Source organism: Ochrobactrum sp. XJ1 (assembly GCF_024701725.1).
Taxonomy (GTDB): Bacteria; Pseudomonadota; Alphaproteobacteria; order Rhizobiales; family Rhizobiaceae; genus Brucella; species Brucella anthropi.
In genome coordinates, this window is record NZ_VDGD01000007.1 from 277,727 (window position 1) to 300,475 (window position 22,749).

The window sequence follows — 22,749 nt, forward strand, 5'->3', positions numbered from 1 at the left end:
CCACCTTTCAATTAGGTAGACTGGTCTACCTAATTATTCGGATGAAATATGATGAGCGATCCCGCGACACCCAGTTCAAAACCGGCACGCGAGCGGCTTCTGCAAGCGGCAGCGGAATTGTTTTACGATGCAGGCATTTCGGCGACCGGGATCGACGCAATCATCCAGCGTGCGGGCGTGGCAAAGCAGAGCCTCTACAACAACTTCGCATCCAAGGCGGAGCTGGTGGCCACCTATCTGGAGCATCGCCATGCCGAATGGTTGGGCCTCTATGACAAGCGCCTGGAAAAGGCAGCAAGCCCGATGGATGGAATACTGGCCATATTCGACGCTTATCGCGACCATGCGGAATTTGCCTACGAACACGGGTTTCGCGGCTGCGGGCTGCTGAATGCGGCAGCAGAACTGCCCGCTGGCGATCCGGGCCGCAAGGCGGTGAGAAAACACAAGGAAGAAGTCGAAGGCCTGCTTGTGACACATCTCACCGGCTTGATCCCGGACGATCCGCCCCGGGTCCGCCAGCTCGCCGTGCAGCTCTCCTTCATTCTCGAAGGAGCAATCATGCGGGCTGGCCTTGAAGGCAATAGTGCGCGTCTTGGCGAGGCCAAGGCCATGGTCACGACAATTTTGAAACCAGTGTAAAATGCAATCATCAAAAAACTATCTTCTGGGAGTGACCGCCATCATCGTCGCTTCCACCATCTGGGGCACGACAGGCACCGCAGCAACCTTTGCGCCCGAGGTTGGCGCGGCGGCGATCGGCGCCGCGGCCATGGGACTTGGCGGACTGGCGCAGGCAGCAATCGCCTGGCGCGGGCTGATCGCTTCACGAAAGGCGCTGGCCGATCAATGGCGCGTCCTGTTAGTGGGAGCCGTCTGCGTCGCGATCTATCCCCTCGCCTTCTATGGCTCCATGCGGATGGCTGGCGTGACCATCGGAACGGTCATTTCGCTCGGTTCCGCCCCGCTTCTTTCGGCAGGGATTGAGTATCGGCAAAGCGGCTTTCGCCCTTCGCTGCGCTGGCTGGCAGGTGCGATCATCGGCATTGTCGGCATGGTCCTGCTCAGCATGTCGGAGGACGGCGGCGGCCATACCGCATCAGCAGAGGGCTCCGCGCTCATGGGGGCCTTGGTCGGATTGGTGGCGGGCTTCACCTATGCGCTTTATTCCTCATGCGCGCGCCAGCTGATGCAGGGCGGCATATCATCGACAACCGCCATGGGCGCGACTTTCGGTATAGGCGGTCTTTTGTTGATGCCGGTTCTGCTCGCAACCGGCGGACCGTTCCTCGCCTCGTGGAACAATGCAGCTGTCGGCCTATACATGGCCTTCGTGCCGATGTTCCTCGGCTATGTCTGCTTCGGTTACGGGTTGAGCCGCGTTGAAACCAGTGTGGCGACGACGATCACACTTTTTGAACCGGTTGTCGCCGCATTCTTCGCAGTGGTGATTGTCGGCGAACGCCTTTCCGCCCTCGGCTGGTTTGGTGTTCTTCTGGTTGTCATCTGCCTTGTCTGCATCACCATACCGACCCGCAGCCAGAAAGCCCCGCTGGAAGTGCCCGAGCCATCAACCTGACACGCACTGTCTGTCCGAAAACCATTTCACACTTTTCGGGATGCAGTTTGTTTCAACGCGCATCTTAGTCCGAAAACCGTTTCACACTTTTCGGGATGCGCTTTTTAACCAGGCTTTGACTGCATCGACCGATTCCGGATGACGCGGCTTTCGCAGGGAAACCGCATAGAAATCCGCGCCCACCCGCAGCTCGGTGGCCATTGGCTGGACGAGGCTGCCCGCTGCAACTTCCTTTTCCACGAAGAAGCGGCTTGCCAGCGCCAGCCCCTGCCCGGCAATCGCCGCATCGATGGCAAGTGACGTCTGGTTAAAGCGGATATTCTTCGGCGATGTCGACACGCCGTCCGGAAAAGCCTTTTCCAGATATTGCGGCCAGAAATTATGTGCGTCGTGCAGCAGCGGATAGCGTTCCAGGTTTTCCGGCAGCCCCGGATCACCAAGCCTTTCGACCAGCACCGGGCTTGCCACGGCGACAATCACGTGCTCGAAAAGCAGCTCCGCGTTCAGTCCCGGACCGAAAGGCGGCTCGCCGTAGCGTACCGCCAGATCGACGGCATCGGTCTGGAAATTGGCGACCTTGTCGCTGGCGACAATGCGCAATTCTATATCGGGATGTGTGTGCGTAAATTCCGCCAATCGCGGGATCAGCCACTTCGACGCGAAGGTCGGCGTCACGCTGATGGTCAGGTGCTGCGGCTCGGGTCGCAGCATTTCGGTCGCCTCCGAAAGCAGGTCGAAAGCCCGTCGCACATTGGCAATATATGCACGAGCCGGTTCGGTCATGACCAGCGTGCGGGGTTGGCGTTCAAAGAGTTTCAGTCCAAGCTCTGCCTCAAGCCCGCGTATCTGCTGGGCCACTGCTGCCTGTGTCACGCCAAGTTCTTCCGCTGCCAGCCGGAAATTCAGATGTCGCGTGACGACTTCAAACACACGCAGACCATTGAGCGAGGGAAGCCTTTTCATGAGTTAAACTCGATAGAATTTCTATTGATTAACGTTACGCGTTTTCGTTCGTCACGATAATGGCTCTCCGCTATAACGTCAAATAATGGTTGTCGACAGTTGCGACCTGGTGCAACATTTCGGAAAAAGGAACGCATCATGACAGTAGAAAAAGTAGCGATTGTAACGGCTGGCGGAAGCGGCATGGGTGCGGCCGCCGCACGCAGGCTTGCGCAAGACGGTTTCAAGGTTGCAATCCTCTCATCCTCCGGCAAGGGCGAAGCGCTGGCACAGGAGTTGGGTGGCCTCGGCGTCACCGGCTCGAACCAGTCGAATGATGATCTGAAGCGCCTCGTAGACCTTGTTCTGGAAAAATGGGGCCGTGTCGACGTGCTGGTAAACAGCGCAGGTCATGGCCCGCGTGCGCCGATCCTCGAAATTACCGATGAAGACTGGCACAAGGGAATGGACACTTATTTCCTGAATGCAGTTCGCCCGTCGCGTCTCGTCGTGCCGACGATGCAGAAGCAGAAGTCTGGTGTCATCATCAATATCTCGACCGCATGGGCATTCGAGCCGAGCGCCATGTTCCCAACCTCGGCGGTGTTCCGCGCAGGGCTCGCCTCTTTCACCAAGATTTTCGCCGACACCTATGCTGCCGACAATATTCGCATGAACAATGTTCTTCCGGGCTGGATCGACAGCCTGCCGAAGACGGAAGAGCGCCGGGCAAGCGTTCCATTGCAGCGCTATGGCAAGAGCGAGGAAATCGCGGCGACGATCGCCTTCCTCGCATCGGATGGCGCCGCCTACATCACCGGCCAGAACCTGCGTGTGGATGGCGGGTTGACGCGGGCTGTTTAAACTACGACTCGACGGTGAGCCGCCGCATGGCGGCTGCCGTTTCCTCATTGGCGGGGAAGAAGGTCTCGATGACCACTTCCGACAGCGTGATATCGACGGCGGTGCCGAATACCGTCGTCGCGCTCAAAAACTCCAGCGGGCCTTCACGGCTGTCGATCCTGAGCGGAATGGCCACCGGATTATCAGTGACAGTTCCCCCACCCGAAGACACCGCGCGCGCGGGGACCGGATAGGATTTCAGTTCATCGAGAAGTGCTGCCAGTCGCGGATCGGCTGAATTGTCCGCATCGCGAGCAAGGCGCGCAAGAATATGGCTGCGCCACTGCCGAAAATTCTGGATGCGCGGGGCCAGTCCTTCCGGGTGCAGGCTGAGGCGAAGCGCATTCACCTCCCCCTGCAGAAGATGTTCCGCCACACCCTCCGTGAGAACACCTACCGCCTTGTTCGCCAGAAGCAGGGTCCAATGCCTGTCGATTGCAAGGGCCGGATGCGGGTTGTGTCCGTGCAGCAGGGCTTCAATCACGCTTCGCGCGACGGCAAATTCCGGCGCTTCCAACCCTCGCTCGCTGTGAACGGGCGCATATCCGGCGGCAACCAGTATCCGGTTGCGCGCCCGCAGCGGCACGTCCAGATGTTCGACCAGACGCAGAACCATGTCGCGGCTCGGCACCGAGCGCCCCGATTCAAGAAAACTCAGATGACGCTGCGAAATCTCGGCGTCGACCGCCAAGGATAGCTGGCTGAAGCGGCGGCGCTGCCGCCATTCCCGGAGAAGCGAGCCGACTGTCTGTTGTGTTTCGGTCATAGGCTTGTCCGATCCCTTCAACGATTTGACTGCCCATCATGGCTGGCAGGTGCATTCTGGAATGCGCCGCAAAATTCATAGCAACAATTACCTCTCACGTAATCGACCCCAGAACGCAACAGGGCAAATATGCAGCCAGCCCGAAGAACGGGACGCCAAATTGAAAGGTCGATAGGATGAAAACCGCACACCCAATATTTGCCCTCAAACCGCTCGTCGCCGTTGATGCTGTTACCTGCGCAGCGATGGGTGCCGCGCTTGTCACTGCCTCAGCACCGGTGGGCGAACTGACTGGAATTCCAGCGTCGTTGCTTTACTGGGCAGGCGTACTGCTGCTGCCAGTCGCAGCCTTTATGGCCTGGGTGTCGCGGAGCGCAAATCCTCCCGCATGGGCGGTAAACCTCGTCATTCTTGGCAATGGCGCATGGGTAGCAGCCAGCCTTTTCCTGCCTGTTGCGGGGATGATTTTTCCCAATCTGTTCGGCTGGGTTTTTCTCGTTGGACAGGCCGCGGCTGTGACTGTGCTTACCTGGCTTGAAGTTCGCGCCGCCCGCATCCCTCAAACCGCATTCTGATCGAACGGAGACCTCAAATGACCGCTTATGCAATCGCCCAGCTTCGCAATGTCAGGGTCAATCAGGGAATTGTCGATTATCTGAAAGCCATCGATGGAACTCTGGCGCCCTTCGACGGACACTTCATCATTCACGGTGGACCGAAGGATGAACTGGAAGGTCTGTCACCGGACGATCTGATCGTCATCGCTTTTCCCGATCTAGCAACAGCACGCAACTGGTATGCCTCGCCTGCCTATCAGGCGATTATCGAATGGCGCCGGCAAGGATCGGAAGGAGAGGTGTTTCTGATCGACGGCGTCGATAAACATCACCGCGCCGCCGATATTCTGTGAAGCCGAACCAATCCGGCGACAGTTTTCGTTCTGTCGCCGGATTTTTCCGTCAGGCCGTGTAACGTCTGGTGCCATCCATCCAGGTTTCGCTGACCTTGATCTTGCCGATCTTCACATCCGGCGCAGTCGGGTCTTCTTCCAGAATGGCAAAGTCTGCGAACTTTCCGGTTTCCAGCGAACCGATCTGGTCTTCCATATGACACTGCCAGGCCGCATCGATGGTAACAGCGCGCAGCGCTGCATCCACCGGAATACGTTCTTCGGGGAAGAACACGTCGCCACCTTCGTTCATCACGCGGGTGACGGCATCCTCGACATAGCGCAGCGGCTCAATCGGTGTCACGTTCCAGTCGGAATGAAGCGAAATCTTGAGACCCGCAGCCAGCGCGGAAGCACACGGATCATAGAAGCGGGCGCGCTCAGGCCCCAGAAGACGGTCGCGGAACGCCTTGCCCCACCAGCGCACATGGCCGATCAGGAAGGACGGCGAAAGCCCCATATCCTTCATACGTACCATCTGCTCCGGGTGGAAAACGCTGCAATGTTCGATGCGATGGCGAAGATCGCTGTTCGAGGACTTTCCGAGAACGGCCTCGTAAGCATCCAGTACCATGTCGATTGCCGCATCGCCATTGGCGTGAACGCCAACCTGCCAGCCGCCTTCATGCGCCCGGCGGATCACTTCCGTTACCTGCTCAAGGCTGTAGTTCAGGGCGCCGCGCGCATCGGTGCCCAGATAGTTCTCGCGCTGATAACCGGTCTGCGCCTGATTGGAACCGTCGGCCCACGCCTTGATGCCATCGACGCGGAAAAGATCATTGCCGCGACCGGGTTTGATCCCCTCCTTTTCCCATTCGTCCATGATCGTTGACACGAGCATACCGCGATAGCGTACCGGGGCCTTGCCTTCGCCCAGAACCGCATCGAGGATTTTGAGATCCTGCGCACCGGCCATGATGCCGATGCCGCAATCGTGCAGCATGGTGCAACCGACAGAACTTGCATGATCTAGAAAACGCTGGACGCGACCGATCATATCCGCCGCCGAAGGAGACGGCATGACGCCAAGGAATTCCTGTTGCGCCGCCATCTCTTCCAGGCGCCCGGTCAGGCTGCCATCAGCATCCTTTACAAAGCGCGCGCCGGACGGATCAGGCGTCTCGCGGGTGATACCGGCGGCCTTGAAGGCGGCACTGTTGGCATAGGCGATATGGCCGTTGCTTTCCTGCATGAAGAATGGATTGTTGGGCGCAAGTGCATCCAGTTCGGCAATCGTCGGAATTTTGGCATCGCGGGTGATGCTGGCATCAAACTGCTGCGCGCGCACCCATTCCCCCGGCTTGGCATCAGCCACGCCTTTCTGCAACTTCGACCAGACGGTCGCGTAATCCGGTGTCGTGATCGGGCTGACATCGATCCAGTCCTCGAATGCCGTGAACACGAAATGCATATGCGGATCGATCAGGCCCGGCATCAGGATGCGGCCCTGAAGATCCACCACCTGCGCTCCGGAACCGATGGCGGATTGCACGTCATCCAGCTTGCCGACGGCCAATATCTTGTTGCCGCGAATGGCAATCGCTTCGGCACGCGGCGCCTTGTCATTCATGGTCAGGATTGTCCCGCCCTTGAAGATGATATCGCCCGCGGGTGCTGCAGCCTGCTGCGCGAATGCCATGCCCGGCGAAGAACAGGCAAAGGCCGAAGTCGCGGCGGCAGCGCCGAGATATTTGAGAAAATCGCGCCTTGAGGCCGTGGACCGCAGAAACGCCACCATACCCGGATTACAGGCTATACACATCTGAATATCCTCTTTACCGCCATAACAAAAAAGCCCTAGATCAAGTGGCAATTATTTTTGTATCGAAACGATACTTATACAATATTACAATTTATTAAATAGATATTATTGTTACTTTCATTAGTATTTACTAAAATAAACACTCTACAAGATGACCAATTATAAGAAATAAAGATAGACATAGATACATGTTTTGTCTTCGCGATTTCGTGTGCTCGTAACTTTGAGACTGCCTTTTGCACGACAGACACGCACCCGAGCATCGAAATGCGCATTAAAAAATCCGCCGCAAACCGACGGATTTCACAAAAATTCTCGCAAATTAGGGGGGGGGCAATCAGCTGCGTTTGGTTTTTCGCTGCGCCCGCTTGGCTGTATTATGCGCTATGGCAGCTTGAACGAGTGCGATGAAGGCATCTTCGTTGACCTCTTCACCTTCGCTTATGTCCAGCGCGCGGCGCGTATTGCCTTCAAGACTGGAATTAAAGATGCGGGTGGGATCGTTCAGCGCTGCGCCATTGGCAAAAGTCAGCTTCACGACCTTCTTGTAAGTCTCGCCGGTGCAGATGATGCCGTCATGCGACCATACCGGCACGCCACGCCATTTCCATTCCTCGATCACGTCGGGATCGGCCTTCTTTATGAGCGCCCGCATTCGGGCGAGCGTCTCGCCGCGCCAGTCATCGAGCTCGACAATCCGCCCGTCAATAAGCTTTGAAGCGTCATTATCATCTGTCATGAAACCCCTCCCAGAGCGTCTTTCGATCTGTGCTCCAACCTACATTTTCTCGCCCGGTAGCTGGCTTGCCTGCCTGATCCAGTCCGTCAGCTGGGCTTCATCCACATCGTCGTGCTCATGAATGTGGAAATAGCGCGTATCCTGGCTCTTGGATTCAACCGGCGGCACCGGCTTCAGCTTTGCGCCGCGAAAGAATGCCACCTTTATATATTTGTCGAAACAATGATAGCTGAGGAACCACCCCTCTCCCTTCATTCCGTAGAAGGGGGAATTCCATTTGACCGCTTTATGCACATCAGCAACGGTACGCACGATGAGAGCATCCAGGCGGCGACCTGCTTCGCTTTTCCATCCCGGCATGGCAGCGATATAGGTCTGAACCGGCGCATCCCCTTCTCCTTTTGCAATCTGGGGATTGCCGCCCGACAAAAGTACCGGACCGTCAGGTTTTTTATCGGTCATTACGTTTCCTCCACTGATCGCGTCTCCCGCCGGTTCTTCGTTGCTGGGACCATACATCTCATCCGGTTTGCGACCAAGCTTTGGATGACAGGAAAGAACAACTCCCGTTTCAGCCATGTCTCGTGTAAGCAAAGCTGACCACATCAAACAAGCAGATGGCAATGAGACGATTTTTCCACCTCGCGGCACTCGGAATTTGTCTGGCATTTCTATCGCCAGGCCTGACGAACCTTGCTTTCGCGGAAGAAAATCTTCCTCGCCTTCTGCCAGAACCGGGCGTGAGCGCGCATATCGAAAGACGCAAAGAGGGTTATGTTCTGACCCAGCCCGATGGATCGAAACTCGTTTTGCTGGATTCCGATTGGCTCAACGGACTGGACGGGCCTGTCAGCTTCGAAACCGGCGACTATGACTTCGATGGCTACACCGATTTTTCTTTGGGCGCCCGCGAAGCGGGAAGCCTCGACGTTGGCGTCGCGCTTTATCTCTATAATCCAAAAGCCAAAGCCTTTTCCCCACTGATTATCGAGGACGAACTTGGCGGAAAACTGAATTGCGGCGAGCTGTGGAATGTCGAACGCATCCCGGAACGAAAGCTGATCAAAAGCAGCTGTAGTCTGGATGGGCATTATAACCGCGTCGACATCCTGTCGATTGATCGCGACCAGACGGTGCGGCTTGTGGAACAATCGCGCCCGGAAGAGCAGATGTCTGGCTGGCCCTACCTGATGAAACCCATGCGCATGGTCACCTATGACGCACAGGGAAACAGCGTTCTTGAAGTGCCTTTGGCACCGGATGAAACGGAACAAGGCTGGGAGGTTCCTGTAGAAAAGCTGGCCCTGTACAGCGATCCTGACCGGCAAAGCACCACAAAATCCTATCTGGACAAGGGCGACAAGGCGCGCAAGCTTGTCTTTGCCGGCGATGACTGGATGAAAATTGCCTATCAGGGCAAAACCGGGTCGCTGGAGGGCTGGATATCCCTGAAAGAAGCCTACGATCTTGCGGCCTGGCAGGCGGAAAACGGGCAAAAACTACAATCCTTGCAGCTCGGTCTCGCGGATTACAGCGATGTCGACAAGGATCAGGATTATTACAAGCACCTGTTCACGCTGACGCTGGCCAATGAAAGCCGCGAAGCCGTAGAACTCGGCTATGGTGAATTGCACCTGATTTTCACATCTGCCGACGGCCAGCAGACCACGCATAAGCTCTATGATCTCTTCAACAAGACCCTTGAGCCGGGAAAGAGCGAAACACTCGATGATAATCCCGTACAGAAGCGCGGCGGGCAATTTGTGATCTATCACCCGGTCGGCGACGATGACGCCCATTCGCCGTTCTTTCCCGAAGGGCTGACTACAGGAAAATACAAGATCCGCCCCATCCTGACCGGCCCCAACCTGAAGAGCCCTATTTACGGTCAGGACGAAATCGAGATGGATTATCCACCTAAACTACCGGACAGCCTGATCGAACCGTGAGCTGGCACTCGCTTTGGCAAGGGCATCAAGAGCCATGCTCGCCGGCAAAGCTGGTGAAAACAGGAAGCCCTGCCCGGCATTGCAACCGAGCTTACAAAGCATGTCGCGATCTTCCTCGGTCTCGATCCCTTCGGCAGTGACCTTGATGCCAAGAGCATCGCCCAGCTCGACCATGGCGCGCACGATGTGCTGATCGCCTTCGGATTCGGCAATGCCGCGCACGAAAACCTTGTCGATCTTGATCTTGGTGATGAGGCCCTTCTTCAAGGAGGCGAAAGTAGCAAAGCCGGTGCCAAAATCGTCAAGTGCGATAGAGACACCAGCGCTCGACAGCACTCCGAGACTGTCACTCATCCCCCGCTGATCGAAGGGAGCTTCCTCCGTTATCTCGATTTCAAGCATGGACATCGGAAGTTCGCGTTTTTCCATCTGGGACAGGATTTCGTGCGGAATGCGTCCCCCCGCCAGTTCGCGAGGGGAAAGATTCATGGCAACTGTCAGATCGCTGCGCCCACCTTCGGTGAGCTTGTCGATCATCTCGCAGCAATTGAAGAGCACATTATTCGTCAGCTGACGCACCACACCCACTTCGCACGCAACATCGATGATTTCCGGCGGGGGAATTGTGCCGTGCTGTGGATGATCCCAGCGCAGCAATGCCTCAAAACCAACCATGCGCCCACTGGAGAGTTGCACCACCGGCTGAAAGTAGGTTTGCACCTGCCCGGTTTCGATTGCTATGCGCAGGTCTCGCTCGATGCTTTGCTTGCGCTCCCACTCGTGCTGCAGACGCTTCTCGAAAAAATAATATTCGTTGCGTCCGCGTTTCTTGGCCGCATAAAGCGCGAAGTCGGCGCGCAACAACATTTCGACCGGATCGAGACGCTCCAGCCGGCAAATGCCGACACAGGCGCCGATCTCCACCGACAGAATCCCCTCATAATGGGCGGTCAGGCTGCCGATGATGCGTGCGGCCACCAATCCGGCCTCGATCTTGGCTGAAGGCTCGGGATAAGCGAGCACGAATTCATCGCCGCCAATACGCGCCAGAACGGAACGCTCCGGCGAGACCTGACGGATACGCTGCGCAATGGCGACAAGGAGGTCGTCACCCACCTTGTGACCATAGGTGTCGTTGACGGACTTGAACCCGTCGAGATCGATCAGCATGACGATGAACGGGCCGTCTTTCACAGGATAGAGGCGAATGGAGGTTTCAAGGCCGCGCCGGTTGAAGAGCCCCGTCAACGGGTCCTCCTGCGACTTGAGTGCCATTTCGTCAGCCAGCTGCTTGGCTTCGTGTTTCAACCTGCTGGTCTGGATGAAGCGGTTCTGCCCCAAAAGTGCGCCACGCGTAAGCCCGAGCCAGAACAGAACAACAGCAACGGCAATCACGCCATATTGCAGGTCGGCTTGCAGGACCAGACACACCACCGTCACGACAAGCGGCGGCGTTATGAAATTGATTGCAACCGCGGCATAGGACGAGCCATAGGTGACGGCGCCCGCGCAGATACCGGCCAGAATGACCAGATAGACCGACGATTGCGGATCAGAGAACCCATGGGAAAGAATGGCGATACCGGCCCAGACGAAACCGGCCATAGCACCAAGCAGTTGAAAGCGGGCGAGCTGGCGCTGCAGAACCGCGATATTCTCAACTGGCGCAGCCGGGCTTCTATAATAGGCTATCGCATCGATAAAGCGCAGCGCATTGATGATATTGACCAGCGCGAACCAGATGATGGGCATCCAGAAATGCCCCGCAGCAATCTGGACCAGCAAAATGAGCACGGACAGAATCGTGCTGATGGGCATCGAGAAGCGCGCGCCGTCGCAAATCTCCCTGAGCTGGTCCGCAAGTATCTTGTCGGCTATCGGGCTGTCCTGCCTGCCATAGGCCGACCTGACCAGTTGAAGCCAATATTCAGTTCTCGACCCCATTTAAACGCCACCACTGGCCAGAGCACGTTCAGCTTTTTTCCAATCGGGACGCCCCTCGTGTCCTGATTAAAAAGGAATGACAGCAAACCTGCCCCCGACTGACAACTATAACATGCATACAATCTAAAATGCCAATGGTACGGCAGTTCAATCAAGACGATCACTTCGGCGGACAAGGCATACCATCGACATGCCGCTTGAGGCGCGCGCTCAACAATAGTTAGGGACGCGCAGGAACCCATGCCATGCGCCACAGGCGGGACACGATGGTGAGATAGCAGATACTGTAAAACAGGCTGATAGCGCATTGCCCCACAGTTCGGACAAACCGGGGAATGTTCTATCCCGGAATTACTCGGTCGACTGTTCTTCCGCCGTCAGCAGCAGCTTGTCGATGCGGCGTCCGTCAAGGTCAACGATTTCGAACACCCATCCGTTCTTGACGAAGGTTTCCCCCACATCCGGCAGATGCTTCAGTTCCTCAAGCGCCAGCCCGGCAACGGTGTTGTATTCCGCATCGTCGTCAATCGGGAAACGCAAAAACTCCGAGAACTCGTCAATCGGCATCCAGCCCGAGACGAGGTAAGAACCATCCGCCCGGCGCACGATAGCCTTTTCCTCGATATGGTCCTCCTGCATGGCGCCGATGATCGCTTCCATCACGTCGCCCGCAGTAATCACACCTTCAAAATGACCGTACTCGTCATAGACAAGCACCATATGCGTTGGCGTGCCGCGAATGGCTTCCACCACGTCGAGCGCATCGGAAAAGTCCGACACGACCGGAACATCACGGACGATCTCGCGCAGATTGACACTGCCCCTGGAGGACAGCTGATTGAAGAAGTCGCGCACCTGTAAGACGCCGATCACTTCATCGGAATCTTCGCCGCGCACAGGAAGCCGCGAGCGGCTTGTATTGTGCAGTTGCAGGCGAATTTCATCGAAACTATCGTCCACATCGACCATTTCGACATCCATGCGCGGCGTCATCAGCCCGCGTGCCGTTCGGTCCGCAAGGCGCATAACGCCTGCAATCATGCGGGATTCCTCCGTCTCGATCACGCCCGCGCTATGCGCTTCGGCCAGAACGGACTTGATCTCTTCGTCGGTCACGCCGTCGCTCGACTTGCCCGACTGGCCAAGCAGCCTCAAGACCAGACGGCCCGATGTATCGAGAAGCCAGACCAGAGGTGCTGCCATCTTGGACAGCAATGTCATGGTCGGCGCTACACGGCTTGCAACCGCTTCCGGCTCACGCAGTGCGATCTGCTTTGGCACGAGTTCGCCGACAATCAGCGACAGATAGGTGATGACCACGACCACCGAACCGACGCCAACAGCATCGGCAAGGGCTGGCGACAAGCCTTGCCCAAGAAGCCAGCCCGACAAACGGGCACCCAGCGTCGCGCCAGAAAATGCACCCGACAGAATGCCGACCAGCGTGATGCCGATCTGGACGGTGGACAGGAAACGGCCGGGATTATCGGCAAGCTCGATGGCCATGCGGGCGCCGCGGCTGCCCTTGTCGGCCATTACCCTCAGTCGTGCCGGGCGGGAGGAAACCACTGCGAGTTCCGACATGGCGAGAACACCATTGAGGATCGTCAACAGCACGACCGTAATTATTTCAAAGTACAAAACTGCCCCTCGGGATCAGATAATCGGAATATAATGATAGAAAGGAACCGCCCCTCTTTCCAGAGGCCGCGACACAAAATACTGCGATACTGTCGGAATTGCAGTACTTATGTGCTCTCTTCTCGCCAGCAGAAGCTGCCTTTTCTCTTCTTTCCAGTAAATGATTCACGATGCAGGTAAAACCGCAAAACCATCGTCTGGTCAGGCCAATTAGGTTTAATAACCGAAATTCTGGAGGGCCAGTCCGCCATGTAGCGGGTTTTTTGCTGCTCGCGCAAAATTGGCTTGACCAGAAACCAGCAGGCTTCTACTTCTTCCATTCATAGGTGACGAAACTTTGCGCGAGGGAGGAAGCGCGATGGGAGGATTGCCGTCAGCGACTGCGCGCGCCGATACCGCGCCTATCTTGCTCAAGCTGGATTCCGTTTCCAAAGAATTTCCAGGCGTCAAAGCCCTGTCGAATGTCAGCTTCGAATTGCGGGCGGGCGAGATTCATGCTGTCTGCGGCGAGAATGGTGCGGGCAAATCGACGCTGATGAAGATCGTCAGTGGCGTCTATCAGCCGGATGGCGGGATGATCCATTATCGCGACCAGACTGTCCGCTTTGCTTCCACGCTTGAATCGGAAGCGGCGGGCATCGCCATCATCCATCAGGAACTGAACCTCGTTCCGCACCTGAGCGTTGCCGAAAACATCTATCTCGCTCGCGAGCCGAAACGCGGCTTCTTCGTCGATCGCCGCAAGCTGAAGCAGGACGCACAGCACTGCCTCGACCGGCTTGGCGTCAAGATCGACCCGTCTGCACAGGTTCTGAACCTGTCCGTCGCCCAATGCCAGATGGTTGAAATCGCCAAGGCCCTCTCGCTCAATGCCTCCGTCCTCATCATGGACGAGCCGACCTCCTCGCTGACCGAGCAGGAAGCGCAGCTTCTGTTCAAGGTCATCCGCGAACTGAAAGCGCAAGGCACCGGCATCGTCTATATTTCGCACCGTCTCGATGAAATGGCGGAGATCGTCGACCGCGTCACCATCCTGCGCGACGGACGCTATGTCTGGACCAAGGACTTTGACGCTGTCACCGTCGATGAAATCGTGGCCGGGATGGTCGGGCGCTCGCTTGATGAAAAGTTTCCGGAACCGACCCGAAAGCCGACGGAGGAAGTGATTTTCTCCGTCGGCGGACTGACACGAAGCGGCCTCTTCGAGAATATCGGCTTTGAACTCCGGCGCGGAGAAATCCTCGGCTTTGCCGGACTGATGGGCGCAGGGCGCACGGAAGTAGCGCGGGCGATTTTCGGCGCCGATCCGCACGATGCCGGAACGATTGTGCTTGAAGGCGAGACGCTTTCCATCTCCAGCCCGCGCGACGCCATCGAGGCAGGCATTGCCTATCTGTCGGAAGACCGCAAGGCGCAAGGACTGGCGGTCAAGATGCCGGTCGATGCCAATCTCACACTCGCCAATATGGAAGCGGTCAGCAGTGCCTATGGCGTGATCGATTTCGAGCGACAGCGGCAGGCGAGCCAGCGTTATGTCGATCTTCTCAGTATCAAGACGCCGGGGCTGGCCCAGCCCGTTCGACTGCTTTCGGGCGGCAATCAGCAGAAGATCATCATCGGCAAATGGCTGTTCCGCGAACCGCGTATCATGTTCTTCGATGAACCGACGCGGGGCATTGATGTCGGTGCAAAATTCGCGATCTACCAGATCATGGACGAACTGGCCGCAAGGGGCATCGGCATTGTGCTGATCAGCTCGGAGCTACCGGAAATTCTTGGGCTTTCGGACCGTGTGGCGGTCTTTCACGAGGGGCGCATCACCGCCGTCCTGAACACGGCCGCGACATCGCAGGAAGAAATCATGACCTATGCCTCCGGTCGGGGCCGGCAGGACAAATGAGGACGCAGTAATGGCCGAAATCACTACGGACAAGCCCCAGCAGACGGTAAAATCCAAGGGGCTCAGCGACCGTCAGAAGGATATCATCCAGAAATTTGCGGCTGTCGGCAGCCTTATCATTCTGGCGGCGATCTTTTCCGTCACCAGCAGCGCCTTCATGACCGTCAACAATGCGATGACCATCGCCTTACAGGTGACCTCAATCGCGTTTCTCGGCATCGGCGCAACCTATGTCATCATAACCGGCGGCATCGATCTTTCGGTCGGCTCGGTTCTGGCACTCGCCGGTGTTGTGGCCGCACTTGCGGTCAAGGACCTTTCGCTGCCGATCCCGCTCGCCATGCTGCTCGGTATATTGACGGGATCGCTCTGCGGCCTCATCAACGGCGTCGTCATCACAAAACTCAAACTGCCGCCCTTCATCGCCACACTTGGCATGATGCTGATCGCGCGCGGTGTAGCCCTTCAGATCACTGGCGCACGCGCCGTCTCCGGCCTTGGCGAATCCTTCGGTGTGCTGGGCAACGGCTCGCTGTTTCGCATCGAGAGCATCGACGAACAGGGCTTTCCGGTCGTCACCTTCCCCGGCATCCCCTACCCGGTTGTGCTGATGATCGTGATCGCGATCGTGGCCGCACTCGTGTTGAACCGCACCGTGCTTGGCCGCCACATCTATGCCATCGGATCGAATGCCGAGGCTGCACGGCTTTCGGGCGTCAACATCGCCCGTGTAACGGCCTTCACCTATGTCGTATCGGGAACACTGGCGGGTCTGACGGGCTGCGTTCTCATGTCCCGCCTCGTGACCGCACAGCCCAATGAAGGCGTCGCCTATGAGCTCGACGCCATTGCGAGCGCGGTCATCGGCGGCACTTCGCTCATCGGTGGCGTTGGCACGATTTCGGGCACGTTCATCGGCTCGTTCGTCATCGGAATCCTGCGGAACGGCCTCAACATGAACGGCATTTCCGCTTTCACACAGCAGATCATCATCGGCCTCGTTATTCTGGTCACAGTATGGATCGACCAGATGCGCAACCGTCGATGAGAGGGGAGACGGAATGTGTCAGGCATTCCGGAAAAGGGTAGAGCCAAGAGCTCGATAACAGGAGGAAAACATGCGTAGACTGGTTTCTGCATTGATGGCTTCGGCCTTTGTGCTTACTGGAGCGGCAAGCGCTTCGGCGGGCGAAATCGCCGTTATCGTGAAGACCGTGAATTCGACTTTCTGGCAGAACGTCCAGAAGGGTGCCGAAGCTGCGATCAAGGATTCCAACGATCACACCATGACCTTCCAGGGTCCGGCGGCTGAATCGGCCATCGCCGATCAGGTGAACATGGTGGAAAATGCCGTGAACCGCAAAGTGGATGCAATCCTTCTTGCCCCGTCCGATCCGGATGCGCTGACGCCTGCTGTGAAGAAGGCGTGGGAAGCCCGCATTCCGGTCGTCATCATCGACTCGCAGCTCGCCGATGGCGCCGACAAATACTACCAGTCGTTCCTCGCCACCGATAACCGCAAGGCCGGTGAAGCCGCAGCCAAGGCCCTGATCGACAAGGCAGGCACGACCGGCAAGATCGCCGTCATGTCCTATGTTGCGGGCGCTGGCTCGGAAATCGGTCGCGTCGGCGGCTTCGTGGATTACATCAAGGCCAATTCCAAGCTGGAAGTCGTCGGTCCTTACTACTCGCAATCGCAGATGGCGACGGCGCTCAACCAGACCACCGACGTTCTGGCGGCCAATGGCGACCTCGTCGGCATCTTCGGTGCCAATGAACCGACCGCCATCGGCATGGGCCGCGCGATCAAGCAGGCAGGCAAGTCCGGCAAGCTGACCGCCATCGGCTTCGACGGCAATCAGGACCTGCAGGAATTCGTCAAGGACGGCACGCTCAATGCCATCGTGGTTCAGGGTTCCTACCAGATGGGCGAAAAGGGCATCGAAACCCTGTTGAAGGTGCTGAACAAGGAAAAGGTCGAGAAGGTTGTCGATACGGGCGCCGTCGTCGTCACCAAGGACAATATCGACCAGCCGGAAGCCAAGAACGTGCTCTACTAAAACACGGCAACAAAGCTGCATGAAAAAGGGAGGCGTAACGCCTTCCTTTTTTTTGTTTTGTCGCGATTCTTATCCGGAAACCGTTTCACACTTTTCGGGATGCGCTAACGGCCATTTTGTTCGCGCCAGTTCTCAAACTTGCGCTCGGTCTCTTCTTTCGTGCACGGATAGAGGCCGACAATGGTAGCGCCGTTCAGCACTTCTTCCAGCACGAAATCCTCATAAGTTTCCATGCTGATACATTCGGTTGCGATTTCATCCGCAAGACCAGCCGGAATGACCATGACACCGTCAGCATCGCCAACCAGCACATCGCCCGGAAACACTGCCGCATCGCCGCAGGCTATCGGCACATTGATATCCACCGCCTCATGCAACGTGAGATTGGTCGGCGCAGATGGCTTTGAGCAATAAGCAGGCATATCAAGCTCGCCGATCCCGCTGACATCGCGAAATCCGCCGTCAGAAACAATGCCCGCCGCGCCGCGCAAGGCAAGCCTTGTCACGAGGATAGACCCCGCAGTCGCCGCACGCGCATCCTTGCGCGCATCCATCACCAGCACGAAACCGGGTGGGCAAGTCTCTATCGCAACGCGCTGCTTGTGGTCCGGATTACGAAAAACCGTGATGGGATTCCGGTCCTCACGCGCCGGGATGTAGCGCAGCGTGAAGGCCTGACCGACCATGTTCTCGCGCTTGCGCGCCACCGGCAACACACCCTGAATGAACTGGTTGCGCAGGCCACGCTTGTAAAGCGCCGTCGCAACGGAAGCCGTCGAAACCGTCTTCAGCTTGGCCCGCGTTTCCTCGGAAAGCACATAATCTGACATCGAAACTGCCTCTCAATAGATGACCGGTTCGTCGACAGGACGGCCGAAATCGGTTTTCAGGAAGTCGAAATCGCAGCCCTTGTCAGCCTGTTCGACATGCTTGGAAAAGACAAAGCCATAGCCGCGTTCATATTTGGGTGGTGGCGTCTGCCAGGCTGCGCGCCGTGCCGCCAGTTCCTCGTTCGAAACCAGCATGTTGAGGCTGCGGGCTGGAATGTCGAGTTCGACGATGTCGCCCGTCTTCAGCAGGGCGAGTGGTCCCCCGATGAAGGATTCCGGCGCGACATGCAGAACACAGGCACCGAAACTGGTTCCCGACATGCGCGCATCCGAAATCCGCACCATATCGCGCAGCCCAAGTTTCAACAGCGCTTTCGGCATGGGGATCATGCCCCATTCCGGCATTCCCGGCCCGCCCTGCGGACCGGCATTACGCAGCACCAGAACCGTATCCGGCGTCATGGGATAATCGGGGTCGTCGATGATCTTTTTCAAGTCGGGGTAACTGTCCGCGACAAGCGCCGGGCCACTATGGCGGTGAAAGCGGGGGTCGCAGGCAGCAGGTTTTATCACCGCGCCATCGGGGCAGAGATTGCCTTTCAGCACCGCAAGCGAGCCTTCATGATAGACCGGATTGGAAAGCGGGCGGATCACGTCATCGTTCCAGATATGAGCCTCATCCAGACCGTCGGTCAGCGGCTTGCCGGTCACGGTCACGGCCGAAGGATCGAGTTTGTCGCCAAGCTGCTTCATGAGCGCTCGTAACCCTCCCGCATAGTAGAAATCTTCCATCAGATAGATCGTGCCGGAAGGCCTGATATTCGCGATCACAGGCGTCGTGCGTCCGATGCGATCCAGATCGTCCAGTTCCAGTGGCACGTCTGCCCGGCGCGCCATCGCAATCAGATGAATGATGGCATTTGTCGAACATCCCGTTGCCATCGCAACAGTGACCGCATTGGTTATTGCAGCGGGCGTCATAATCTTTTCCGGCGTCAGGTCTTCCCAGACCATTTCCACAATGCGGCGACCGCACTGCGTGGACATGCGCTGATGATTGGCATCCGCAGCCGGGATCGATGATGCACCGGGAAGCGTCAGCCCCATGGCTTCGGCAATCGCGGTCATGGTCGATGCGGTTCCCATGGTCATGCAATGGCCGTAGGACCGTGCGATGCCACCTTCAATCCCCTGCCATTCCTCCTTGGAAATGGTGCCTGCGCGGCGCTCGTCCCAGTATTTGAAGCCATCAGTGCCGGACCCCAGATATTTACCGGCATAATTGCCGCGCAGCATTGGTCCGGCGGGCAAGAAAATGAACGGCAGTCCCATACTGACGGCCCCCATGACGAGACCCGGCGTTGTCTTGTCACAACCGCCCATAAGCACCGCACCATCGACAGGATGCGAGCGCAGAAGTTCCTCGGTCTCCATCGCCAGCAGATTGCGATAGAGCATGGTTGTCGGCTTCACGAAGTTTTCCGACAGCGACAATGCTGGCAACTCCATCGGGAATCCGCCTGACTGCAGGATGCCGCGCTTGACCCATTCCACCCGATCCTTGAAATGCATGTGGCAAGGCTGGGCCTCGGACCAGGTGTTTATGATGGCGATGATCGGACGACCTTCCCAGTCGACCGGATCATATCCCATCTGCATGGTGCGCGAACGATGGCCGAACGAGCGTTGATCATCGGGCAGCATCCAGCGCGCCGAACGCAGATCTCCATAGGTCTTTCTGGTCATTTCCCTACCTTCCCGATCAGAAAATATCCCGAAGGGCGTAAAACGGCTTCGAGATGATATTCAATTCAAAACAAATATTCAGGAGTGCCTGCGCGATCACGTTACACTCCGTTCATCCGGGCCACAGGGGCTCCTGCAACCGAAGCCTGCGCCAGAAATACGCCACCCGACCGAGGTGCGGCCTCCAGGGTCGCTTCCAGCAGCTGGCGATGCGAGGTGATGGCCAGAAGTGTCAGGTCTGGTCCGCAAAAACAGGGCATTGTTGGAGCCGGAACCGGTACCGGAACCTTTTCAAGCAGATTACCCTCGCGGTCGAAGCGATTCAGAATGCCAGCGGATACACCCGCGCTCCAATAAGCACCCTCAGCATCGCAGGCGCCGCCATCCGGCCTGCCGCTTTGCTCATCGAGGTCGCAAATGCGCTTGCGCCCACTAATCTCACCGGTCTCCGGATCGAAGTCATAACGGTCGATCCACGGCCCGCGGGAATCCGTATGGAACATGGTTCTGCCGTCCGCCGTCCAAGCGAGACCATTAGAAATCTCAAAACCCTCGGCCTTAACAGAAGCCTCGCCGTCCCATGTTACTCGGTAGAGCCTCGCGATGGCTTCCCGCTCATGACGGCCATCCATGCTGCCGATCCAGAACGCACCGTCAGGACCGACCTTGCCGTCATTGAGGCGGGATGTTCCCGGCTCATCGTACCCCGCCCATAGCGGTTCACGAATGCCGGTTTCAGGATCAAACAGGACAACCTCACGTGAAAGCGCCACCACGAGACGTCCGCTTTCTGTCAATCCGAAGCTTGCTACCTCGCTTGTAAAGGACCATTCACGAAGCACACCCCTATCGGCGTAAATGTCGATTTCATATATGCGGCGCCCATAGATATCGCAGGCGAAAAGTGTTCCCCTGCGGTCATCCCAGACCGGACTTTCCATCAGTTGCCCACGCAGATCGGCTATGCAGCGAAACGGTCCCATCATTCAGCTCCCGTCTTTTTCCGAATGACATCGGGATGACTGAGTACGAAATCAGACAACTCCAATCCCAGACCCGCTCCTTCGAACGGATAGATCATGCCCTTCTCTATGCGCGGCATCACCGTCACCAGATCGCGATACCATGAGGTGTAATAGGCCCGCACAGATTCCTGAAAGATCGCGTTGGGCGCATTGAGCGACAGATGGACGGAGGCCGCGAACACCACCGGACCAGTGCAGTCATGCGGCGCAATGGGGCGCTGAAATGCTTCGGCCATGGTGGCGATCTTCTTCGCTTCCGAAAGCCCGCCACACCATGAAATGTCGAGCATGACATAATCGGAGGCATCGGCGCGTAGGACATCGAGAAATTGCGCACGCGTCGCCATGGTTTCGCTGGCACAGACCGGAATGCCGGACTGGCGTGCGTAAACGGCCAGCGCCTGCGGGTTCATCATCTTGATCGGGTCTTCCGACCAGAACGGTCGGAAGACTTTCAGTTCGCGCGCAATGGCCAGAGCCGACGTCAAGTCCCACATGGAGTGGAACTCGACCATGATTTCCATCCGCTCGCCGACCGCATCGCGTATCTGGCGAAACGGTGCCAGCGCCTTGTCGAGATCGCCGGCATGGATGAAGTTTCCGCCGGATGCGACAGCGAACGGGTCGAAGGGCCAGATTTTCATGGCCGTGATGCCTTCCGACAGAAGGCTTTCGGCAAGTGCACCTGCGTCCCTATGAAAAGCCAGCTGGTCCTCGTAGGGCCCTTCCGTTGCCTCATCGGCATCACCGATATATCGGCGCGCGCCGCTTTTGTTATAGGTGTAGCCCGCGCAGGTATTGTAGGTGCGGATCGATTGTCGAGACAGACCACCGAGCAACTGATGGATTGGCTGGCCGGTCACCTTGCCAAAAATATCCCAAAGCGCGATGTCTATCGCCGAGGCGGCACGGATTTCCACGCCTGACGAGCGAAAGCCGACATAAGGCTCCAGCAGCAGTTTGGAGATACGGTCGATCTCCAGCGGGTTCTGGCCGACGAGCAGCGGTGCGATATCGCTGTGGATATAGGCGGCAACCGCATTTGCACCACGGAAAGTCTCACCAAGTCCGACAATGCCCTCATTGGTGTGGACCTGCACCCACACTATGTTGTTGAGGTGCGGAAGCTGCACCGTTTCGATAGCGATGATTTTCATCCTGTTGTGCCTCAATGCGCGGACGGTTGACGGTTGCGCGCAACGATCTGCGTCGGATTGACGAAACGCAGGGCCAGAAGCAGCCAAACCAGCGAGGTGACCATGTAAATGACCGCCATGGCGTCGATGGACTGGACGGAGCGGACCCCGGCAGCGAACACCGAATAATAGAGCGCGACGACGAGCGTTTGCGATGTCGGTCCTGCGGTCAGGAAGGTCAGCTCGAACATCGCGACCGTGCGCACCAGAACCAGCAGCATGGCCGCAAGCACACCGGGCAACAGCATGGGCAGAAGCACATGGATGAAGAGCTTGAATGTGCCTGCGCCAAACACACGCGCCGCCGCCTCGACCTTCGGGTCGATCTGCTCGATGAAGGGGATCATCACCAGAATGACGAAGGGTACCGTCGGCACGAGATTGGCTAGAACGACGCCCCAGAAGGTACCGCCCACCCCGAACTTGTAAAGCACGGTTGCCAGCGGAATGCCGAAGGTTATCGGCGGCACCAGAAGCGGCAGCAGGAAGATCAGCAGCACAAGCTTTTTGCCGGGAAAATCGCGGCGCGCCATGGCGTAAGCTGCCGTGACGCCCAGAACACCCGACAGGATCACCACTGCAAAGACGACCTGAAAGGTGACCAGAAGCACTTGATCAAGCTGGAATTCGGCCCAGGCGGCTGCATACCAGCGCGTGGTAAACGCGTCTGGCAGCCATGTACCCAGCCAGCGCGTGCCGAAACTTGAAACCACCACGGCCACGATGACAGCAAGAACATTGAGCACGAAGAAGCCGGTTACGAGCCAGACGAGAGTGATCCAGAGCTTGGAAAGGGTGGAAGTATCGCGGATCATGAT

The 22,749-nt window shown here is 57.4% G+C and carries 22 protein-coding genes; 9 read left to right on the forward strand and 13 right to left on the reverse strand.

All coding sequences use genetic code 11. From position 1 onward, the window contains the following. Window positions 1–51: 51 nt before the first annotated feature. Together FG152_RS14800 and FG152_RS14805 are read left to right on the forward strand one after the other, a co-directional pair. The gene (locus tag FG152_RS14800) at window positions 52–642 is read left to right on the forward strand and encodes a TetR/AcrR family transcriptional regulator (protein ID WP_010658558.1); all 591 of its coding nucleotides are present in this window, start codon (window positions 52–54) and stop codon (window positions 640–642) included. Window position 643: 1 nt separating this feature from the next. Further along, entirely contained in the window at window positions 644–1,579 is a 936-nt protein-coding gene (locus FG152_RS14805; protein ID WP_010658557.1) for a DMT family transporter, read from the forward strand. Window positions 1,580–1,660: 81 nt separating this feature from the next. Here FG152_RS14805 and FG152_RS14810 read toward each other — a convergent pair whose 3' ends face one another. Further along, the gene (locus FG152_RS14810) at window positions 1,661–2,542 is read right to left on the reverse strand and encodes a LysR substrate-binding domain-containing protein (RefSeq protein WP_010658556.1); all 882 of its coding nucleotides are present in this window, start codon (window positions 2,540–2,542) and stop codon (window positions 1,661–1,663) included. Between the two features lie 138 nt (window positions 2,543–2,680). On the opposite strand from FG152_RS14810, the gene FG152_RS14815 reads away from it, so the two are divergent. Further along, entirely contained in the window at window positions 2,681–3,385 is a 705-nt protein-coding gene (locus tag FG152_RS14815; RefSeq protein ID WP_010658555.1) for an SDR family oxidoreductase, read from the forward strand. Window position 3,386: 1 nt separating this feature from the next. Here FG152_RS14815 and FG152_RS14820 read toward each other — a convergent pair whose 3' ends face one another. Further along, window positions 3,387–4,190: a helix-turn-helix domain-containing protein gene (locus FG152_RS14820; RefSeq protein ID WP_010658554.1), complete on the reverse strand. Its 804-nt coding sequence runs from the start codon at window positions 4,188–4,190 to the stop codon at window positions 3,387–3,389. Window positions 4,191–4,366: 176 nt separating this feature from the next. Between FG152_RS14820 and FG152_RS14825 the strand changes: the two genes are divergently transcribed. Beyond that, window positions 4,367–4,765 (forward strand): hypothetical protein, encoded by a 399-nt coding sequence (locus tag FG152_RS14825; protein ID WP_010658553.1) that lies wholly within the window; start codon window positions 4,367–4,369, stop codon window positions 4,763–4,765. 17 nt (window positions 4,766–4,782) lie between these two features. Next, window positions 4,783–5,100 carry a DUF1330 domain-containing protein gene (locus FG152_RS14830; protein ID WP_010658552.1) on the forward strand — a complete coding sequence of 106 codons (318 nt, stop codon included), beginning with the start codon at window positions 4,783–4,785 and terminating at the stop codon, window positions 5,098–5,100. 49 nt (window positions 5,101–5,149) lie between these two features. On the opposite strand, the gene FG152_RS14835 is transcribed toward FG152_RS14830, so the two are convergent. From FG152_RS14835 to FG152_RS14845, 3 genes are all read right to left on the reverse strand, one after another. Beyond that, window positions 5,150–6,901 (reverse strand): amidohydrolase, encoded by a 1,752-nt coding sequence (locus FG152_RS14835; RefSeq protein ID WP_029375923.1) that lies wholly within the window; start codon window positions 6,899–6,901, stop codon window positions 5,150–5,152. 337 nt (window positions 6,902–7,238) lie between these two features. Next, complete coding sequence (locus FG152_RS14840; protein WP_010658550.1) at window positions 7,239–7,640, reverse strand: DUF1801 domain-containing protein; 402 nt, start codon at window positions 7,638–7,640, stop codon at window positions 7,239–7,241. Between the two features lie 39 nt (window positions 7,641–7,679). Further along, entirely contained in the window at window positions 7,680–8,102 is a 423-nt protein-coding gene (locus FG152_RS14845; RefSeq protein ID WP_010658549.1) for a DUF1801 domain-containing protein, read from the reverse strand. Between the two features lie 161 nt (window positions 8,103–8,263). Here FG152_RS14845 and FG152_RS14850 point away from each other — a divergent pair, with 161 nt between their 5' ends. Further along, entirely contained in the window at window positions 8,264–9,589 is a 1,326-nt protein-coding gene (locus tag FG152_RS14850) for a hypothetical protein (protein ID WP_235691740.1), read from the forward strand. Here FG152_RS14850 and FG152_RS14855 read toward each other — a convergent pair. The 3 genes from FG152_RS14855 to FG152_RS14865 form a co-directional block, all read right to left on the reverse strand. Beyond that, on the reverse strand, window positions 9,563–11,533 hold the full coding sequence (locus FG152_RS14855; RefSeq protein ID WP_010658547.1) for a putative bifunctional diguanylate cyclase/phosphodiesterase: 1,971 nt from the start codon (window positions 11,531–11,533) through the stop codon (window positions 9,563–9,565). The two genes, FG152_RS14850 and FG152_RS14855, sit on opposite strands and share 27 nt — an antisense overlap. Window positions 11,534–11,884: 351 nt before the next feature. Beyond that, window positions 11,885–13,174, reverse strand: coding sequence for a hemolysin family protein (locus FG152_RS14860; protein ID WP_012092780.1), 1,290 nt, complete (start codon window positions 13,172–13,174; stop codon window positions 11,885–11,887). Between the two features lie 107 nt (window positions 13,175–13,281). Continuing rightward, window positions 13,282–13,494 carry a hypothetical protein gene (locus FG152_RS14865; protein WP_146113257.1) on the reverse strand — a complete coding sequence of 71 codons (213 nt, stop codon included), beginning with the start codon at window positions 13,492–13,494 and terminating at the stop codon, window positions 13,282–13,284. Window positions 13,495–13,532: 38 nt separating this feature from the next. Between FG152_RS14865 and FG152_RS14870 the strand changes: the two genes are divergently transcribed. From FG152_RS14870 to FG152_RS14880, 3 genes are all read left to right on the forward strand, one after another. Next, the gene (locus tag FG152_RS14870) at window positions 13,533–15,074 is read left to right on the forward strand and encodes a sugar ABC transporter ATP-binding protein (RefSeq protein ID WP_010658545.1); all 1,542 of its coding nucleotides are present in this window, start codon (window positions 13,533–13,535) and stop codon (window positions 15,072–15,074) included. Between the two features lie 10 nt (window positions 15,075–15,084). Next, a complete protein-coding gene (locus tag FG152_RS14875) occupies window positions 15,085–16,122 on the forward strand; it encodes an ABC transporter permease (RefSeq protein WP_498987009.1) in 1,038 nt (345 codons plus the stop codon). A 70-nt stretch (window positions 16,123–16,192) separates the two neighbouring features. Then, complete coding sequence (locus FG152_RS14880) at window positions 16,193–17,134, forward strand: ABC transporter substrate-binding protein (protein WP_010658543.1); 942 nt, start codon at window positions 16,193–16,195, stop codon at window positions 17,132–17,134. Window positions 17,135–17,238: 104 nt separating this feature from the next. Here the strand turns inward: FG152_RS14880 and FG152_RS14885 are convergent, their stop codons facing one another. The 5 genes from FG152_RS14885 to FG152_RS14905 all read right to left on the reverse strand — a co-directional run bounded on the left by FG152_RS14885 (window position 17,239) and on the right by FG152_RS14905 (window position 22,746). Further along, window positions 17,239–17,964 (reverse strand): ribonuclease activity regulator RraA, encoded by a 726-nt coding sequence (locus FG152_RS14885; RefSeq protein ID WP_010658542.1) that lies wholly within the window; start codon window positions 17,962–17,964, stop codon window positions 17,239–17,241. A 12-nt stretch (window positions 17,965–17,976) separates the two neighbouring features. Next, window positions 17,977–19,710, reverse strand: coding sequence for an L-arabinonate dehydratase (gene araD, locus FG152_RS14890; RefSeq protein WP_010658541.1), 1,734 nt, complete (start codon window positions 19,708–19,710; stop codon window positions 17,977–17,979). 101 nt (window positions 19,711–19,811) lie between these two features. Then, entirely contained in the window at window positions 19,812–20,696 is an 885-nt protein-coding gene (locus FG152_RS14895; protein ID WP_029375921.1) for an SMP-30/gluconolactonase/LRE family protein, read from the reverse strand. Then, a complete protein-coding gene (locus FG152_RS14900; RefSeq protein WP_010658539.1) occupies window positions 20,693–21,892 on the reverse strand; it encodes a mandelate racemase/muconate lactonizing enzyme family protein in 1,200 nt (399 codons plus the stop codon). Before FG152_RS14900 ends, FG152_RS14895 begins: the two co-directional genes overlap by 4 nt. Before the next feature lie 11 nt (window positions 21,893–21,903). Then, on the reverse strand, window positions 21,904–22,746 hold the full coding sequence (locus FG152_RS14905) for an ABC transporter permease (RefSeq protein ID WP_010658538.1): 843 nt from the start codon (window positions 22,744–22,746) through the stop codon (window positions 21,904–21,906). Between the last annotated feature and the right edge of the window lie 3 nt (window positions 22,747–22,749).

Coding starts and splice junctions, on each gene's coding strand:
- FG152_RS14800 (WP_010658558.1), top strand. CDS start 52: ATGAGCGATCCCGCGACACCCAGTTCAAAACCGGCACGCGAGCGGCTT.
- FG152_RS14805 (WP_010658557.1), top strand. CDS start 644: ATGCAATCATCAAAAAACTATCTTCTGGGAGTGACCGCCATCATCGTC.
- FG152_RS14810 (WP_010658556.1), bottom strand. CDS start 2,542: ATGAAAAGGCTTCCCTCGCTCAATGGTCTGCGTGTGTTTGAAGTCGTC.
- FG152_RS14815 (WP_010658555.1), top strand. CDS start 2,681: ATGACAGTAGAAAAAGTAGCGATTGTAACGGCTGGCGGAAGCGGCATG.
- FG152_RS14820 (WP_010658554.1), bottom strand. CDS start 4,190: ATGACCGAAACACAACAGACAGTCGGCTCGCTTCTCCGGGAATGGCGG.
- FG152_RS14825 (WP_010658553.1), top strand. CDS start 4,367: ATGAAAACCGCACACCCAATATTTGCCCTCAAACCGCTCGTCGCCGTT.
- FG152_RS14830 (WP_010658552.1), top strand. CDS start 4,783: ATGACCGCTTATGCAATCGCCCAGCTTCGCAATGTCAGGGTCAATCAG.
- FG152_RS14835 (WP_029375923.1), bottom strand. CDS start 6,901: ATGTGTATAGCCTGTAATCCGGGTATGGTGGCGTTTCTGCGGTCCACG.
- FG152_RS14840 (WP_010658550.1), bottom strand. CDS start 7,640: ATGACAGATGATAATGACGCTTCAAAGCTTATTGACGGGCGGATTGTC.
- FG152_RS14845 (WP_010658549.1), bottom strand. CDS start 8,102: ATGACCGATAAAAAACCTGACGGTCCGGTACTTTTGTCGGGCGGCAAT.
- FG152_RS14850 (WP_235691740.1), top strand. CDS start 8,264: ATGAGACGATTTTTCCACCTCGCGGCACTCGGAATTTGTCTGGCATTT.
- FG152_RS14855 (WP_010658547.1), bottom strand. CDS start 11,533: ATGGGGTCGAGAACTGAATATTGGCTTCAACTGGTCAGGTCGGCCTAT.
- FG152_RS14865 (WP_146113257.1), bottom strand. CDS start 13,494: ATGGAAGAAGTAGAAGCCTGCTGGTTTCTGGTCAAGCCAATTTTGCGC.
- FG152_RS14870 (WP_010658545.1), top strand. CDS start 13,533: ATGGGAGGATTGCCGTCAGCGACTGCGCGCGCCGATACCGCGCCTATC.
- FG152_RS14875 (WP_498987009.1), top strand. CDS start 15,085: ATGGCCGAAATCACTACGGACAAGCCCCAGCAGACGGTAAAATCCAAG.
- FG152_RS14880 (WP_010658543.1), top strand. CDS start 16,193: ATGCGTAGACTGGTTTCTGCATTGATGGCTTCGGCCTTTGTGCTTACT.
- FG152_RS14885 (WP_010658542.1), bottom strand. CDS start 17,964: ATGTCAGATTATGTGCTTTCCGAGGAAACGCGGGCCAAGCTGAAGACG.
- araD (WP_010658541.1), bottom strand. CDS start 19,710: ATGACCAGAAAGACCTATGGAGATCTGCGTTCGGCGCGCTGGATGCTG.
- FG152_RS14895 (WP_029375921.1), bottom strand. CDS start 20,696: ATGATGGGACCGTTTCGCTGCATAGCCGATCTGCGTGGGCAACTGATG.
- FG152_RS14900 (WP_010658539.1), bottom strand. CDS start 21,892: ATGAAAATCATCGCTATCGAAACGGTGCAGCTTCCGCACCTCAACAAC.
- FG152_RS14905 (WP_010658538.1), bottom strand. CDS start 22,746: ATGATCCGCGATACTTCCACCCTTTCCAAGCTCTGGATCACTCTCGTC.